We start from the raw sequence: 15,353 nt of genomic DNA, 5'->3' as shown, positions 1-15,353 counted from the left end.
CAATGCCGAGCAAACGCCAACAGATACTGGACTGGGTAGCCAGTGGTGATCTGGCCCCAGATCAGCTGGAACACGCACTGCAGATCACCGGTTGTGTCCCTAGCGCTGCGGATAACTTGCGCTTGCTCAGCCGCGTGGTACTGGCCTGCGCCGTTCTGCTGCTGTGCAGTGGGGTGATTTTCTTTTTTGCCTACAATTGGGATGACTTAAGTCGCTTTAATAAATTTATTATTGCTCAAGGTGCTTTACTGCTGTCATTGCTGCCGCTGCTACGGGTTAATCTGCAACATCCTGCTGGGCAAGCATCATTATTTGCAGCCTGCCTGTTAGTCGGCGCGCTACTGGCGTTAGTAGGCCAGACCTATCAAAGCGGAGCTGACACTTACGAACTCTTTTTAATTTGGGCCGTATTGATCACGCCATGGACGCTTTTGGCACGTCTGCCAGTCCTGTGGTTATTGCTACTGGTTTTACTCAACCTCAGCTTAGTCTTGGCATTGGACAACCTGAGTATCCACCAATTCAGCGCACCTTTTACTCATCCGCTTTGGTCTATCTTCGCCCTTAACCTTGGCGCTACAGGCCTGTGGATTCTGGCTACGCAGCGCTCGACCAGTACTCTTTTATTGCGCTGGGGCGAGCGAATTATTGCGTTGTACAGTTTATTAATAATTACCATCTTAGCCATAGGTTATGTCGACTCATGGAGCAACACTGATGTACTGACGCTACCGATCTGGCTAGGCTTTAGCCTTACTTGGCTGTACCTGTACCGCCTACGCCAGCTCGAGCTAATGATGCTCTCGGCCCTGAGTCTGGCGGCGATTATTTTATCCGTGGTTATTCTGGTGCAAACACTAGCAGATGTTATTGCCCTTGAAGCGCTGTTTTTGCTGCTGACCCTAACTGTACTGGGTTTATCCACTGCTGCGACAATTTGGTTACGCCATCTCAGCCAGCGGGCTAAATTACCACGCACTTCTGGAAGCACGCCATGACCCAGCCCATAGCACTCTGGCAGCAACTGCAACAGGCAGGTTTAGTCACAGGTAAAATGCCAGCATTAGAGCCAAGTAATCCGCAGCCAGCATTGTTTCTACGAATTCTATTAGGCATTTCAGGGTGGTTAACAGCGCTATTTTTTTGCGGTTTTATTGCATCTATTTTCGCCAGCTTTTTAGCCCAAGCCAGCAGTATCTGGATACTGGGGATCATACTTTGTGCCATCAGTATTGGCCTCAGCCGTCTGGCAAACTTGCCTTTATTTCTCGAACAATTTGTTTTTGCCTGTAGCTTAGCTGGACAAGCTTTTATTGTATTCGGCGTCTGGGAAAGCTCCGCTAGCAGTCAACTCACCGCAGCCTGCATGCTGGTATTAGAGCTGTTTCTGTTTGCCGCTATTGGCATGCGCAGTCTGCGCGCTACCGCGGTATTTCTCGCTTGTGCTGCCTTAATGTGGCTACTGGATAAGCAAGCATGGCTGTATGCACTGCCGCTACTGAGTGCTGCTGCAATAGGGCTGCAGCTCAATAGCCTACGCCGCTTTAATAACAGCGCCTATTGGCAGCCAGCCAGCACAGGCTTAACGCTTGCCTTGTGGGCCATGATTTTTCTTGCCCTGCTGGGTAACAGCACTGAATTTACCTGGCTGCACATTGCCGAGGACAACCGGCATAGACAATTGTGGCTCGCAGCAGCACTGACCAGCCTTGTTTGCCTGCTGCTGGCTTGGCAATTAATTCGCCGCTACGTACAGCACGCACAACTGACTTACATTGCGTTCTTTGTCAGCTTTGCGATTGGCTTAGTCAATTTAACCATGCCTGGAATAGCGCCCTTATGCTTACTGCTCTGCATTGGTGTCGCTCTGGCCAAGCCGCGCCTGATCTGGCTGAACCTGCTGTTACTAGGCGTTTATTTACTGCTCTATTACTACAATTTAAATAACAGCCTACTGTATAAATCAATCGTGCTGTGCCTCAGTGGCAGCGCGTTACTGCTGCTCTACGCGCTATTAAATCGCAGCGCCCATCTATTGAGCGCGGAGCCAGAACCCCATGCGTAAATGGCTTATTTTGCTCTGCGCGCCGTTGATTTTAGCTGTGGTTAACCTGGCTATTTGGCAAAACGAAACCTTAATTGAACATGGCGAAATCCTGTTTTTAGAACTGGCACCAGTGGACCCGCGCTCATTGATGCAAGGCGACTATATGGCGCTACGCTTTGCCATGGCCGATGCCATTCACCAGCAGCTACCAAAACAAGAACAACATTTAGACGGCCAAGTCACTGTACAACTCGACCCTCAACGACGGGCCAGTTTAGTGACTCTGGATCAGCAGCAAGCGTTAGCAGAAGATCAATTACGGCTGCAATACCGTGTGCGTAATGGCCGCATAAAGTTTGCGACCAATGCTTTTTTCTTTCAGGAAGGTACTGGCAGCATGTATGAACAAGCGCGCTATGGCTTGTTTCGAGTCGGTAGTAAGGGCCAGTTAATACTCACCCACTTGGTAGATGCCGAACTGCAGAAACTTGGTCAATCCAAGCTTCTACAGCCTGCCATGCAGTAATTTAAACGGGCTTAGCGCCCATTAGTGCGCTGGTTGCGAGCAAAATCACAAAAACTAGAATCGCCCACAACAGTGCTAAGCCTTGATCACGCGCGCTGGCACTTTTCTGTTGCGCCAGTTGTAATTGCCAGCGGCTCAAATTGCTATATAAAAAACCACCGAAAATAAACAGCAGTGGTAATAGCGCAATACTGAGCATCAACCACTTCTGGCTTAAGGGCAGCCCGGACAGATGGGTCATCCACCAACCTGTGATCGGCAAACTCAGAGCCAATAGCGCAAAAACCGGCAAACTAATCACTCGCGTACGGCGTAATTTTTCTGCCAAAATAACCGGGCCTTTACCCCGAGCGCGCCACACGATAATGATATGGGCAAGCACACCCAGCAGCAGCAAAACTGCCGGCACACTGTGACTAATCCGCAACACTAAGTAATTTTCCAAGCCTTGTTACTCCTAAACCATATTAACCAATAGCGCCTCAAGCTGAAGCGCGCTCAGCCTATCCTAAAAACAGTTGATAAGCCGGATTTTCAGTTTCATCCCAGTATGGATAACCAATTTTATCCAACGCTTCAATCAGCAGTTCTTGATCATTTTTGGGCACCTGTAAAGCAGCCAAGACACGTCCCACAGCTGCGCCATGGTTACGGTAATGGAACATAGAAATATTCCAGCGCCCACCCAATTTATTTAAAAAGTTAAATAAAGCACCGGGATGCTCGGGAAACTCAAAACGAAAAACCCGCTCACTGCTGACTGCATCCGCATGCCCACCAACCATATGCCGCGTGTGTAACTTCGCCAATTCGTTCTCAGTTAAGTCCAACACTGGGAAGCCTTGCTCTCGTAAACTTGCGACCAAGACTGAGCGCGGATCTAAATCAGGATGCGTTTGCACACCAACAAAAATATGCGCCGTGCTGTCGGTATGGTAACGGTAATTAAACTCGGTAATTTGTCGCTTACCAATGGCTTCACAGAAGCGTTTAAAGCTGCCGGGCTTTTCTGGAATAGTCACCGCAATAATAGCCTCGCGCTGCTCACCCAACTCAGCACGCTCAGCCACATGGCGTAAGCGGTCAAAGTTAACGTTGGCCCCAGAGTCAATTGCCACTAAGGTTTCACCGGCAATGGCGCTGCGCTCAATATATTTTTTAATCCCCGCCACCGCCAAAGCCCCCGCAGGCTCAGTGATAGAGCGGGTATCATCATAAATATCTTTCATTGCCGCACAAATTTCATCGGTATTAACGGTAATGACTTCATCAACATAATGCCGGCAAATATCAAAGGTGTACTCACCAATTTGAGTCACCGCAACACCGTCTGCAAAGAGTCCCACTTGCGGCAAGACCACACGCTCACCGCTTGCCAAAGCCTGCTGCAAACAGTTGGAGTCAATGGGCTCAACACCAATAATTTTCACTTCTGGCCGTACATATTTGATGTACGCCGCCACGCCAGCAAGCAAACCACCACCGCCACAGGGCACAAAAACTGCGTGTAAAGGGCCTTGATGCTGGCGCAAAATCTCCATTGCCACAGTACCCTGCCCAGCAATCACATCAGGATCATCGTATGGGTGGATATACACCAAGCTTTTTTCTTCAACCAGTTTCAATGAATAAGCCAAAGATTCAGGAAAAGCATCACCGTGCAAGACCACCCGCGCACCGCGCGCGCGCACCGCTTTAACTTTAATTTCCGGAGTGGTTTTGGGCATCACAATAGTGGCTTTAATACCAAGAAACTTCGCTGCCAACGCCACACCTTGCGCATGATTACCTGCAGAAGCAGTCACCACACCACAGGCCCGCTCGGCGGCACTGAGTTGGACAATTTTGTTGTAAGCACCACGAATTTTAAAGGAGAAGACCGGTTGCAAGTCTTCCCGCTTGAGCAAAATTGTATTGCCTAAGCGCTCTGATAATTGCTGCGCGGCTTGGAGTGGTGTTTCTTGCGCCACATCATAGACGCGGGCATTTAAAGTTTTCTTCACATAATGTTCGAGCATGGCGGGTTCACTTAAACTGTGCGACAAAGCCAAACAGTCTACTCCACCGTTTACAACTCAACCACATGCATGCAGTGTAAGTGGCTATAATCAGTGTATCTTCCCTCGTACTGGAGCATCCCGTGAACCAAGACCAACTCAAGCAGGCCGTTGCTAAAGCCGCTATTGACTACATCCTCCCTCACCTTGAGCCGCGCAGCATCATTGGGGTCGGTACCGGCTCCACGGCAAACTTTTTTATTGATTTACTGGCAGAGCACAAATACGACTTTGCCGGTGCCGTAGCCAGCTCTGAAGCTACCGCTGAACGGTTAAAGCAACACGGTATTAGTGTGCATAACCTCAATTCAGTGCAAGAGTTGGAGTTTTATGTGGACGGCGCTGACGAGTGCAATAAGCACTTAGAGTTGATTAAAGGTGGTGGTGCAGCCTTAACTCGCGAAAAAATTGTTGCCGCAGTGGCCAAGACCTTTATTTGTATTGCCGACGACAGCAAAAAAGTTGCGGTACTCGGCGAGTTTCCTTTGCCCGTTGAAGTAATTCCCATGGCGCGCAGCTATGTCGCCCGCGAACTGCTCAAGCTCGGTGGCGACCCGGTGTATCGCACTGGTGTCGTGACCGACAATGGTAATGTGATTTTAGACCTACACAATATGCAAATCACCGATCCGCGCGGTCTAGAAGAGCAAATTAACGCCATCACCGGTGTCGTGTGCAGTGGTTTATTCGCCCAGCGCCCGGCTGATGTCTTGCTCATAGGCAGTAAAAACGGTGTTGAAACCTTAGTGCGCAAGCCCTAATTTTTACCACGGTTTGCGGCAAGCAAGCCGTGGTTATTTTGCAGACCTTAGCTGTCTTGCTTTTTAAACACGTAAAATAAGTTAGGCTCACTGACAATATAAATGGTGCCATGCGCATCCATCGCCACACCCTCAGCTTGCTTGATACTGCTAGTTAACCCATTAAAGCCCATCGCTAGGCTAATAAAACTAACAGGATTTCCTTGCTCGTCTAGTTCTAAGAGCATGCGCGATTCATCCGATAACACCAGCACATGGCCAGTGCGCTGATCCACAGCCAAGGAAGAGAAATCACGCATAAAAATCTGTCCCGACGGCAGTTCTAACAACTTAGGTACAGATGCCTCAACATTATCTACTGCAGGAGGGAACGGTAAACTGAACAAACCAAAAGGACTGCGCTCTTTAGCTAACAGCATCTGTTGGTTACGTGGATCCCAAGCCACCCCTTCAAAGCCTTTATTATTAGCCCGAGAACGACCTAAATCAATCGAAGCTAAGCTGTCGCCATCAATAAACTGCGCATCCAATGGCAAATAAAATGCAGTTAATTGCGCTCGACGCTCATCAATAATGGCGATTCGTCCATCACTGAGCACTTCAACGCCTTCAGGATCTGAAAATCCACGTAATTCAACCTCGCGTAGCACTTCGCCATCCAAGGACAACTCCACCAACTTCGGCACCCTGCCAGTCACAGTAAATAAAGTATTACTCAAAGGACTCCAGCTTAGGCCTGAATTTTCTGCTTGCGCGAGCCCAGCCAACGGCTTAGCTTGAATCACTGCCCGATAGTTTGGCAACCAAATACTTTGCGCTTGTTGTTCGGCACTAGTGCTGCGCTCTTGCCATAGAAATAACAAACGATCATCCCAGTGCAAATAATCTAACGCAGCAATCAGCAAGCCTAGACATGCCGCTATTGATAGCCAGCGTGCTGGGCGTTTTTTAAACATTTTCAACATAGAAAAAACCTTGGGTAATGGTCATTTAAAGCAAATAAAAACAGCCATCTATCAATGCCTGCCGCGTCAGCGCAGCCAAGCATGGCATGCTACTGTGAAAAACAAACTTGCAATCAAGACAATCGTTATACTCAGCACATAGTTTTTTTGGAGAACTCCATGTCCCTGCCTTCTTTACGCTTAAAAGCCAATGCCGACCGTCGTTTACGCAGTGGTCACCTGTGGCTGTATAGCAATGAAATCGATACCAAACTGTCACCTTTAAGCGCTTTTAAAGTGGGCGATCAAGCCATAGTGGAAAACGCTGCCGGTAAACCTTTGGGCGTGGCGCTACTGAGCCCGCAAACGCTGGTGTGTGCCCGCTTGGTCTCCCGTGATATCGAACACCGCTTTGATAAATCCCTGCTGGTGCACCGTCTCAACATTGCCCTGTCCTTACGTGAGCGCCTGTTCGACGCCCATTTCTACCGTTTAGTTCACGGGGAAGGCGATTTATTACCAGGACTGGAAGTCGATCGTTTTGGCGATACCTTGGTAGTGCAAATTACCGCAGCTTGCATGGAGCCACATAAAGACATCCTTCTTGAAGCTCTGCTACAAGTCTGCAAGCCTACCGGTGTGCTCTGGCGCAATGATGCACCAACCCGCGACCTAGAAGGTTTAGAGCGCTATTTAACAGTCGCTTACGGTGATGTTCCTGAGTGGCTGCAATTGCTAGAAAACGACCTTGTATATAATGCACCGATGCTGCAGAAAAAAGTGCTCGGCTGGAATTATGACCAACGTTTTAACCGTTTACAGGCAGCAGCCTATTGCACCGATAAACGTGTATTGTCGGTGTATAGCGATGTGGGCAGCTGGGCGATTCCTGCGGCATTGGCTGGCGCCAGCGAAGTGCTCTGCGCCGATGCCTCGCCCCAAGCCTTAGATGCCCTAGAAAACAATGCACAACTCAATGAGATCGGCGGCACCTTACTCTGTGCCGAAGGCGATGTGCTGGAAACCTTGCAATCACTGAAGGCCGATGAAGAACGTTTTGACGTGATTATTGCTGACCCACCGGCGTTTATTAAACGCAAAAAAGACTTAAAAAGCGGTGAAGCAGGCTACCGCAAACTCTACGAGCACTGCATCCGTCTACTGAGCCGCGATGGCATCTTTATTTGCTCATCACGCTCGCCATTTTTTAGCGAAGAAAGCATGCACAGTACGCTACTCGCCGCTGCTCGCCACCTCGATCGTAATATTCAGATCTTGGAACAAAGCGGTCAAAGTGCCGACCACCCAATGCACCCAGCCATCCCTGAAACACGCTACTTGAAATACACTGTGTGCCGCATTTTACCCAACAGTTAAAGCAACCGGCCTAACCAAGGTCAAGCAAAACCACGCTGCCCTTTGCCCACCGGCACAGGGCAGCGTAGAATCAGATCAATTCTCGTCACTACCCAAGGCGAGTCAAGCACGCTTTGCCGACCGCACGGTCACCCCGCAGCAACAGTTGCAGATGCGCTTATCGCCCTTTACTTATTTTGCAGGAAGTTCCTCATGCCTGATTATCGTTCGAAAACCTCCACCTTCGGCCGCAATATGGCGGGTGCTCGCGCTCTATGGCGCGCTACCGGTATGACCGACGAAGATTTTCATAAGCCTATTATTGCTGTTGCTAACTCCTTTACCCAGTTTGTGCCCGGTCACGTGCACCTCAAGGATATGGGGCAACTGGTTGCTCGCGAAATTGAGCGCGCTGGCGGCGTTGCCAAAGAATTCAACACCATTGCTGTCGACGATGGGATCGCCATGGGACACGACGGCATGCTGTATTCGCTGCCCAGCCGTGAAATCATTGCCGACTCAGTGGAGTATATGGCCAACGCCCACTGCGCCGACGCCTTAGTTTGTATTTCCAACTGCGACAAAATCACCCCCGGCATGCTGATGGCGGCTTTGCGCCTCAATATTCCGGTGGTATTTGTTTCTGGTGGGCCCATGGAAGCGGGTAAAACCAAACTGGCCAATCACGGCTTAGACTTGGTGGACGCCATGGTGATTGCTGCGGACGATGACGCCTCTGACGAAAAAGTGGTCGAGTACGAGCGCAGTGCTTGCCCAACGTGCGGCTCCTGCTCAGGCATGTTCACCGCCAACTCGATGAACTGTTTAGTAGAAGCTTTAGGCTTAGGTCTGCCGGGTAACGGTACTGTGTTAGCCACTCACGCGGACCGTAAAGAGCTGTTCTTACAAGCCGGACGCACCATTGTTGAGCTGTGCCACCGCTATTACAAAGAAGATGACGAGTCCGCTTTACCGCGCAATATCGCCAACTTTAAAGCCTTTGAAAATGCCATGACTTTGGACATTGCCATGGGTGGCTCTACCAACACTATTTTGCACTTGCTAGCCGCAGCGCAAGAAGCGGAAATGGACTTTAACCTGCTGGATATCGACCGTTTATCGCGCAAAGTACCAGAGTTGTGCAAAGTCGCGCCGAACATTAAGGACTACCATATGGAAGATGTGCACCGCGCTGGTGGTATCTTCAGTATTTTAGGCTCCTTGGCTCGCGGTGGATTCTTGCACACTGACCTGCCCACCATCCACAGCAAAACCATGGCCGAGGCAATTGCCAAGTGGGATATCACCCAAACTGACGATGAAGCTGTGCACACTTTCTTTAAAGCAGGGCCTGGTGGTATTCCCACCCAAACGGCCTTTAGCCAAGCAACGCGCTGGCCAAGCCTGGATTTAGACCGTGCCACCGGCTGCATCCGTAGCGTTGAGCACGCCTACTCCCACGAAGGTGGCTTGGCGGTACTCTACGGCAATATTGCTGAAGATGGCTGCGTGGTAAAAACCGCTGGGGTCGATGAGTCAATTCACGTGTTTAATGGCACCGCAAAAATCTTTGAAAGCCAAGACTCAGCAGTACGCGGCATTCTTAACGATGAAATCAAAGCCGGTGACATCGTTATTATTCGCTACGAAGGGCCTAAAGGTGGTCCGGGTATGCAAGAAATGCTCTACCCAACCAGCTACTTAAAGTCCAAAGGTTTGGGCGAACAATGCGCCCTGCTGACCGATGGCCGCTTCTCCGGCGGTACTTCTGGCCTTTCCATTGGTCACGCCTCGCCCGAAGCTGCATCTGGCGGTGCCATTGGTTTAGTGCAAGAAGGCGATACAATTTTAATTGATATCCCCAATCGCACTATTAATTTGCAAGTCAGCGATGCTGAGTTGGCCGAACGCCGTGTGGCACAAGATGCCAAAGGTTGGAAGCCGGTTGAAGTGCGCCCACGTAAAGTCACTACTGCGCTAAAAGCCTATGGCTTATTAGCCACCAGTGCTGACAAAGGTGCAGTGCGTAACAAAGCGTTATTGGATGAGATGTTTTAAGCGTATTCCATGAGCTGTTAGCACAGGCCCCGCCTTAAGGCTGGCAAACAAAAAAAGCCCCAAACTCTTTACTGAGCTGGGGCTTTTCTATTAGCAGAACCAACTCAGGCTAGGCGTGCTCCTCTTCTTCATCATTAATCAGCTCCCAGCTGACCGCACTCACACCCTTTTCTAGACTGGCACGACTGACTATTTTTTCCAGGCGAAACTTTTTATCCACTGGCACTAAGAGGTTAGCGGTGACTTGAACAAAACCTTCCTTGTCCAGATCCTCACTGAGCAACGAGCGCAAAGTGAATTTCATATCACTGAGGCTATGCACTAAGAAAGCCCGCACCTGCACTTCTTCGGCAAGCTGGCAAGTAATATAAATTGCATAACGCTGCTCAACCACACCGCCCATCACACCTAAACGATCAATGCGTTTCGCCACAGCACGTAGGAGCGTGTTAGCCGATAGAATAACCACAGCACCTAAAGAAGCTTCCCAGAGCAAACCCAGTCCACTTAATACACCCACAGCAGCGGAGCACCACAAGGTTGCGGCGGTATTGAGCCCACGAACATTCAGGCCCTCACGCATAATCACTCCAGCACCTAAAAAACCGATGCCTGAGACCACCTGCCCAGCCATGCGCCCAGCACTACCAATATCGCCCGTATAGTTTGACACCAAAACAAATAGCGCCGCACCTGTAGCCACCAGCGCATTGGTGCGCAAACCAGCCATACCATGACGGTACTGACGCTCTATACCAATCGCTGCACCCAGCAACATAGCGACAATGACGCGCCACACAAAGCTTTCCCAAGCCATGCAGGCCTCCCTAGTTCTAATGACTCAAGCCCAGTAAGACTTGGCTGTGCATTGGACGGCTGAAAATTACAGCAGCCTCTATGCAACATACTGAGTTAATCGATGATGCTTCACAACCCAGTTCGGTACAACCGACAAGCAGCACCGCTAGTTAAATGGGCACCACTGCCAAGTCATCCAGCAGCTGCGAAGCAATAAATAGATAAATCACCACGCCAGTGGCATCACACACAGAAGTAATCAAAGGCGCACTGGCACTGGCAGGGTCAAAATTAAACTTACTTAAAACAAACGGTAGGCTCATGCCGATCATGCAACCGATCATCACAATTGAGACCATACTTAACGCCAGCACTAAAGCAATGGTTGAATCACCGCGAATATAGCCCAGCAGGGAAACCGCCAGCGCCATGGTACAACCCAACGCCAATGCCACTAAGGCTTCACGACCAATTAAATACAACCAGTCACGCATCACCACCTCACCTGTGGCTAAAGCGCGGACCATCAAGGTGGCAGACTGTGAACCTGCGTTACCGCCACTGTCCACCAATAACGGTAAGAAAAAGACTAAAACAATATTGGCAGCAATGATGTCTTCAAAGTGCGCAATTCCGGCACCGGAAAACAAGTTACCAAATACCAGCAAAATCAGCCAAAAAATCCGTTTACGGTACAGCAAACCAATAGTGGCATCTTTTAAGTTGCCGGCAATGGTGCTAACACCTGCAGACTTATGGATATCTTCAGTCACTTCTTCGCTGACCACATCCATGGCGTCATCATAGGTAACAATACCGGTTAACACACCGCGCTCATCGGCAATGGGTAACGCCAACAAATCATAACGGGCGATTTTCTTGGCAATATCTTCTTGGTCATCAGTAACCAAGCCACTCACCACATCACTGGTCATGAGTTCTTTAATGCTTTTACCAAGATCAGCTAAAATCAGATCACGCAACGACACCACGCCCAATAGCTTACGTTTTTTATCAATGACATAGGCTTGGTAAATCGTTTCTGCATCAGGCGCTTCAGTGCGCAATGACGCCAAGGCTTCAGCCACGGTCATGTCTTTTCGCAGCACCGCATAATCCGAAGTCATTAATGCGCCAGCAGTACCTTCGACATAAGCCGATAGCTTACGAATATCCTCACGCTCAGCTTGTGCCAGCGCTGGCAATAAGGCGTCGCGCTGATTTTGATCAAAGCGTTTAAATAAGTCGGTACGCTCATCAGCAGGCATTTCACTGACCAAAGCCGCCAAGGTCGCGCGCGGAAACTCACGGGCTAAACGCACTTGTTGCTCGGGTTCAAAATAGGTGAATACTTCGGCACGATCCGGCAAGCGCTCTAACAGACGCCAACCTAAACTCGGTTCTAATTGCTCTAAAACATCAGCCAGGTCAACAGGGCGTAAACCTTTAATCGCCACTAAGGCGTCATCAAACTGATTATTTTGAATCGCATCACTCAGAACGAGGGCGAGATTGTCATTGGTGTTACTCATGGTGAATCTCCGAGCGGCCAGCATCCAGCAACTAACGGAGACTACAAATCAGGCAAGGCTGGTTTTCGTCAACAGCAGGTCGCGAGCAAGTACGCTTATAATGTGTAATGAAGCCCAATATGGGCTTATACAAGAATTTTCCATAAAGCTTTTTATTTCTCTGAAACCGATTATGCGGCGTGCGAATACTAAGGGAAGCACCCGTTAATGACAACCGCTAGTGGATTTCACGTATTCTGTTAGCCGATTATTATGATGATGGTATGCTTAGTTTAACTAAATAATTTTTCTTTAAGTACAGTATTTTGAGTGGTGCTGCCCACCCTTCTTTGGAGCTTATTTTGACGGCCACAATTGATGATGTGAAAACCTATTTATTGGACCTGCAAGACCGCATTTGTGCAACTTTTGAGCAGGCTGACGGTGGTACTTTCTTTGAAGAAAGCTGGGAGCGTCCTGGCGGCGGCGGTGGCCGTACTCGTGTCTTAGCTGACGGGGCCCTGATTGAAAAAGGTGGAGTTAACTTTTCCCATGTATACGGCGACTCCTTACCCCCTTCAGCCAGCGCCCATCGTCCTGAGCTCGCTGGACGCTCCTTCCAGGCCATGGGTCTGTCGTTAGTGATTCACCCAGAAAACCCACACATTCCAACATCACACGCCAATGTGCGCTTATTTGTGGCAGAAAAGCCCGGTGAAGAGCCGATCTGGTGGTTTGGCGGCGGGTTTGACTTAACTCCGTATTACGCCCACGAAGAAGACTGTGTACATTGGCATCAAGTCGCCCACGATGCTTGCGCGCCTTTTGGCGACACTGTGTATGCCGAGTATAAAGAGTGGTGTGACCGCTACTTTTACCTCAAACACCGCGATGAGCCGCGTGGCATCGGCGGCCTATTTTATGACGATATGAACCAATGGGACTTTGCGACCTGCTTTGCCTTTATGCGCTCCGTGGGCGAGGCTTATCTAGCAGCCTATATGCCCATTGTCGAACGTCGCCGGCATACGCCTTTTACCGAAGCAGAGCGCGAATTCCAAGCCCATCGCCGCGGACGTTATGTTGAGTTCAACTTAGTCTTTGACCGTGGCACTTTATTTGGCCTGCAGTCCGGCGGCCGTACCGAGTCTATTTTAATGTCGCTGCCGCCGCAGGTGCGCTGGGGGTACGACTGGCAACCAGAGCCTGGCAGCCGAGAAGCGCGCCTTACTGAATATTTTTTACAAGACCGCGACTGGCTCGCTGAGGCGCAAGTAAAATGAACTATTATGGCGTATTTGGCAACCCCATTGCCCACAGTAAATCCCCGCTAATTCATCGTTTATTTGCTGAGCAAAGCGGCTTGCAACTCAGCTATGAGCCTCTGCTAGCTCCTTTAGATGGTTTTACTGAGGCTGTGAGCGAGTTTTTTCGCAACGGCAGCGGCGCCAACATTACCGTCCCTTTTAAAGAGCAAGCATTTGCACTCGCAGACCAACTCAGCGAACGGGCGCAGCGGGCCAAAGCAGTCAACACCTTGAAAAAACTTGAAGACGGCAGCCTCTTCGGCGATAACACCGACGGTGCTGGCTTGGTCAATGACTTACTCAATAACCATGTGCAGATAGCCAATAAAAGTATTTTGGTCTTGGGTGCTGGCGGTGCAGTGCGTGGGATTCTAGAGCCACTGCTGGCGCAAAATCCTAAAGAAGTGTGCATTGTGAACCGCACCGTGGAAAAAGCCGAACAGTTAGCCAGAGAGTTCACTGATTTAGGCCCAATGACCGCTTGCGGCTACGACTGGATTGATGCGCCTGTGGATATCATTATCAACGGCACTTCTGCCAGCCTCAGCGGCGACCTACCACCACTGGCCAACACTCTGGTAAAAGCTGGCGACACGCTGTGCTATGACATGATGTATAGCAAACACACCACAGTATTTAATCAGTGGGCACAGCAACAAGGCGCGGCACTGACTTTAGACGGTTTAGGAATGCTCGTAGAGCAAGCAGCTGAAGCGTTCTATGTCTGGACTGGCGTGCGCCCCAATGCAGCACCGGTGCTACAAGCACTACGTGCCCAGCTCTAAACCTTTAAGCAGAACGCAGCACCTTGCCGCTACGCAAGTCGCGAATGGTGCTGGGTTTGCTGTGCTGTCCCAGCTCGCCACTTAAGACCGCATCCAGTTGACCATGAAAATACTGCTCAATGCGTAGGCGACTTTTAGCCGGTAATAAACCACTGGGGTTGGCCGAGGTGGAGACCAAGGGGCCTGTTGCAGCACACAACTGCACCACTAAAGGGTGAGCACTGACCCGCACCGCCACAGTGTCATGCTCACCACTAATCCACTCAGGCACACGATTATGATGCGGCACTAACCACGTATTAGGCCCTGGCCAACTTTGCTTTAATTGCGCTAACGCACTGTCACTCAAGCCCTCAAGCAACCAGGCCAACTGCTCAATATCTGCGGCCACTAAAATCAGGCCCTTATGCATGGGACGCTCTTTTAAAGCCAGCAAGCGCGTTACAGCTGTGGCATTAAACGGATCACAGCCTAACCCCCACACCGCCTCTGTAGGGTAGGCAATTACTGCGCCTTGTCGAACTTTCTTTGCAACCTGTTGGATCTGCCAAGCGCTGGTCATAATTCTCTTTGCACTGCGTAATACGGAATGAACTGGCTTTACTTGAAGTCAGCGTAAGGGATTATCGGTTCAATTGGTAAGCTTAAATCACCTTGCCAAGGTGCAAATGAGTAACGTAAATACAGCATCGCGCGACTCGGTGAGTAATCGTCACTGTACTGCCAATCCAGTCCTGTGCCTATGACCCAATTATCAGTTAAGCGGCGTTCAACATAACAATACGATTACTGTGCACTTGATACGAGGCAATAATCTTCTCAAAAGGTAGCGCGAAAATACGCTGTAAAGCGATTTTTACAAATTCCAAAGCCGAAACCACACCTTTGATGTTTGGCGGCTTAATGCACTCAATTACCGCTTCTAAGTTTTCTAATAAAGGGCAGGTATGGTGTTGATTTTGTAAATCCCCCGACATATTCAAAAGCTGCACTAACTGAATATCTGCTGCGGCAACCAATGCAGCACCATTTTGTAACAACAACTGATCTTCTGGGCCAGTTCAATTTACTATGCAATTTAATCGCAACCCTGCTGAATCAGAATATAAGTCAGTATAGAAATAAGTTACAGCAAGCAGCCATAGCAATCTGCTAAAAAAGGATAGGCTAGCATTAATTATACTAGCAGCATGATTAACGAAT

16 protein-coding genes are annotated in these 15,353 nt (G+C 49.6%); 8 read left to right on the top strand and 8 right to left on the bottom strand.

The window, feature by feature from the left end; translation table 11 throughout:
• Nucleotides 1-2: 2 nt before the first annotated feature.
• Genes O6P33_RS03105 through O6P33_RS03095 form a run of 3 tightly spaced genes read left to right on the top strand, consistent with a single transcriptional unit; the run spans nt 3 to nt 2,573 of the window.
• Nucleotides 3-998, top strand: coding sequence for a DUF2157 domain-containing protein (locus O6P33_RS03105; protein WP_269818788.1), 996 nt, complete (start codon nt 3-5; stop codon nt 996-998).
• A complete protein-coding gene (locus O6P33_RS03100; RefSeq protein ID WP_269818787.1) occupies nt 995-2,065 on the top strand; it encodes a DUF4401 domain-containing protein in 1,071 nt (356 codons plus the stop codon). Before O6P33_RS03105 ends, O6P33_RS03100 begins: the two co-directional genes overlap by 4 nt.
• Nucleotides 2,058-2,573 carry a GDYXXLXY domain-containing protein gene (locus tag O6P33_RS03095; RefSeq protein WP_269818786.1) on the top strand — a complete coding sequence of 172 codons (516 nt, stop codon included), beginning with the start codon at nt 2,058-2,060 and terminating at the stop codon, nt 2,571-2,573. The genes O6P33_RS03100 and O6P33_RS03095 overlap by 8 nt, the downstream gene beginning before the upstream one ends.
• Before the next feature lies 1 nt (nt 2,574).
• Here O6P33_RS03095 and O6P33_RS03090 read toward each other — a convergent pair whose 3' ends face one another.
• The gene (locus tag O6P33_RS03090) at nt 2,575-3,018 is read right to left on the bottom strand and encodes a DUF2269 family protein (protein WP_269818785.1); all 444 of its coding nucleotides are present in this window, start codon (nt 3,016-3,018) and stop codon (nt 2,575-2,577) included.
• A 58-nt stretch (nt 3,019-3,076) separates the two neighbouring features.
• Nucleotides 3,077-4,591, bottom strand: a complete 1,515-nt coding sequence (gene ilvA, locus O6P33_RS03085; protein WP_269819451.1) for a threonine ammonia-lyase, biosynthetic — start codon at nt 4,589-4,591, stop codon at nt 3,077-3,079.
• Between the two features lie 122 nt (nt 4,592-4,713).
• Between ilvA and rpiA the strand changes: the two genes are divergently transcribed.
• Nucleotides 4,714-5,391, top strand: coding sequence for a ribose-5-phosphate isomerase RpiA (gene rpiA / locus O6P33_RS03080; RefSeq protein ID WP_269818784.1), 678 nt, complete (start codon nt 4,714-4,716; stop codon nt 5,389-5,391).
• Between the two features lie 47 nt (nt 5,392-5,438).
• On the opposite strand, the gene O6P33_RS03075 is transcribed toward rpiA, so the two are convergent.
• Nucleotides 5,439-6,356 carry an SdiA-regulated domain-containing protein gene (locus O6P33_RS03075; RefSeq protein WP_269818783.1) on the bottom strand — a complete coding sequence of 306 codons (918 nt, stop codon included), beginning with the start codon at nt 6,354-6,356 and terminating at the stop codon, nt 5,439-5,441.
• Between the two features lie 159 nt (nt 6,357-6,515).
• Between O6P33_RS03075 and O6P33_RS03070 the strand changes: the two genes are divergently transcribed.
• Both O6P33_RS03070 and ilvD read left to right on the top strand, forming a co-directional pair.
• Entirely contained in the window at nt 6,516-7,712 is a 1,197-nt protein-coding gene (locus O6P33_RS03070; RefSeq protein ID WP_269818782.1) for a class I SAM-dependent rRNA methyltransferase, read from the top strand.
• A gap of 192 nt (nt 7,713-7,904) precedes the next feature.
• On the top strand, nt 7,905-9,749 hold the full coding sequence (ilvD, locus tag O6P33_RS03065) for a dihydroxy-acid dehydratase (RefSeq protein ID WP_269818781.1): 1,845 nt from the start codon (nt 7,905-7,907) through the stop codon (nt 9,747-9,749).
• A gap of 109 nt (nt 9,750-9,858) precedes the next feature.
• Here ilvD and O6P33_RS03060 read toward each other — a convergent pair whose 3' ends face one another.
• On the bottom strand, nt 9,859-10,566 hold the full coding sequence (locus O6P33_RS03060) for an MgtC/SapB family protein (RefSeq protein WP_269818780.1): 708 nt from the start codon (nt 10,564-10,566) through the stop codon (nt 9,859-9,861).
• A 151-nt stretch (nt 10,567-10,717) separates the two neighbouring features.
• Complete coding sequence (gene mgtE, locus O6P33_RS03055; protein ID WP_269818779.1) at nt 10,718-12,079, bottom strand: magnesium transporter; 1,362 nt, start codon at nt 12,077-12,079, stop codon at nt 10,718-10,720.
• Nucleotides 12,080-12,420: 341 nt separating this feature from the next.
• Here mgtE and hemF point away from each other — a divergent pair, with 341 nt between their 5' ends.
• Entirely contained in the window at nt 12,421-13,341 is a 921-nt protein-coding gene (gene hemF / locus O6P33_RS03050; protein WP_269818778.1) for an oxygen-dependent coproporphyrinogen oxidase, read from the top strand.
• Complete coding sequence (aroE, locus tag O6P33_RS03045) at nt 13,338-14,150, top strand: shikimate dehydrogenase (RefSeq protein ID WP_269818777.1); 813 nt, start codon at nt 13,338-13,340, stop codon at nt 14,148-14,150. Before hemF ends, aroE begins: the two co-directional genes overlap by 4 nt.
• Before the next feature lie 4 nt (nt 14,151-14,154).
• On the opposite strand, the gene O6P33_RS03040 is transcribed toward aroE, so the two are convergent.
• From O6P33_RS03040 to O6P33_RS03030, 3 genes are read right to left on the bottom strand one after another with little or no spacing between them, the layout of a single operon-like run.
• Nucleotides 14,155-14,712, bottom strand: coding sequence for an L-threonylcarbamoyladenylate synthase (locus O6P33_RS03040; RefSeq protein WP_269818776.1), 558 nt, complete (start codon nt 14,710-14,712; stop codon nt 14,155-14,157).
• Between the two features lie 38 nt (nt 14,713-14,750).
• Nucleotides 14,751-14,882 carry a hypothetical protein gene (locus tag O6P33_RS03035; RefSeq protein ID WP_269819450.1) on the bottom strand — a complete coding sequence of 44 codons (132 nt, stop codon included), beginning with the start codon at nt 14,880-14,882 and terminating at the stop codon, nt 14,751-14,753.
• 26 nt (nt 14,883-14,908) lie between these two features.
• A complete protein-coding gene (locus tag O6P33_RS03030) occupies nt 14,909-15,193 on the bottom strand; it encodes a hypothetical protein (protein WP_269818775.1) in 285 nt (94 codons plus the stop codon).
• Nucleotides 15,194-15,353 lie beyond the last annotated feature (160 nt).

The organism is Denitrificimonas caeni (genome assembly GCF_027498055.1).
Taxonomy (GTDB): domain Bacteria; phylum Pseudomonadota; class Gammaproteobacteria; order Pseudomonadales; family Pseudomonadaceae; genus Denitrificimonas.
This window is presented reverse-complemented; position numbering and strand designations above follow the sequence as displayed.